This is a genomic window from Mesorhizobium sp. M7A.F.Ca.MR.148.00.0.0 (assembly GCF_003997735.1).
Lineage (GTDB): Bacteria > Pseudomonadota > Alphaproteobacteria > Rhizobiales > Rhizobiaceae > Mesorhizobium.
In genome coordinates this window covers 1,806-2,686 of sequence record NZ_RZTB01000181.1, presented here as the reverse complement: position 1 = coordinate 2,686, position 881 = coordinate 1,806, and the positions used below count along the sequence as shown (strand labels likewise).

The 881-nt window shown below is 55.2% G+C and carries 1 protein-coding gene; it reads left to right on the top strand.

Annotated elements, in window-relative coordinates:
* Positions 1 to 881 (top strand): SIR2 family protein (locus tag EOB49_RS31915; RefSeq protein ID WP_206526170.1); only part of this gene is annotated, 881 nt, incomplete at both ends.

Here is an 881-nt window from a genome sequence, read left to right as displayed (position 1 = left end):
TCCAAGACATTTCTCTTTCTTGGATTTAGCTTCACGGACCCAAATCTGGAGCAGGCCCTTTCTACAGTTCGCCTGACTTTCACCACTAACCAGCGGCGTCATTTCGCGGTCTTTCGAACACGCACCAAACAGCCGGGCGAGACAGACAAGGCTTTTGAGCATTACCGAAATAGGCAGGCTCTCGTCGTAGAGGACTTGAAGCGGTTCAACGTGCGCGTCTTGCTAGTCGACGAATATAGTGAAATCACTGAATTTCTGACTGAGCTGGTAAATCGGTACCGCCGCCGTACCGTCTTCATCTCTGGTAGCGCTTTCAACTACGATCCATGGGGCCAGGCAGATGTCTCGGCATTTGCACAGGAGCTAGGTCGGGCACTGGTTGCGGAAGGTACCCGAATTGCCACTGGTTTGGGGGCAGGCATTGGAGACGCCATATTTACCGGTGCGCTACGCGAAGTCAGGAAGTCGAATAGCAGCATCGAAGATGCGCTCGTGTTGCGGCCGTTTCCGCAGACAGGTTCACCGAACGACCTAGCCCCGCTGTGGGAGGACTACAGGCAGGAGATCATTTCGCACGCCGGCATTGCCCTGTTCCTACTAGGCAACAAGGAACAAGATGGCGAGATGGTTGCTGCTGACGGGGTGGTACGGGAGTTCGAGATTGCCCGAACGCAGGGTGTGGCGGTCCTTCCGATCGGTGCCACTGGATCGGCTGCTCAAACTCTTGCTGAAGAGGTCCTAAGCGATCCCGAGAAGTTCATCCCAGAGTTGGGCGACGAAGGGAAAGAAATGCTCGCCCTATTGGCGACCCCTACCGACGACTTAAACTCGTTGATCAAACCCATCGTCGAACTGGTTCGTAAACTGCAGGAGGGCAACCC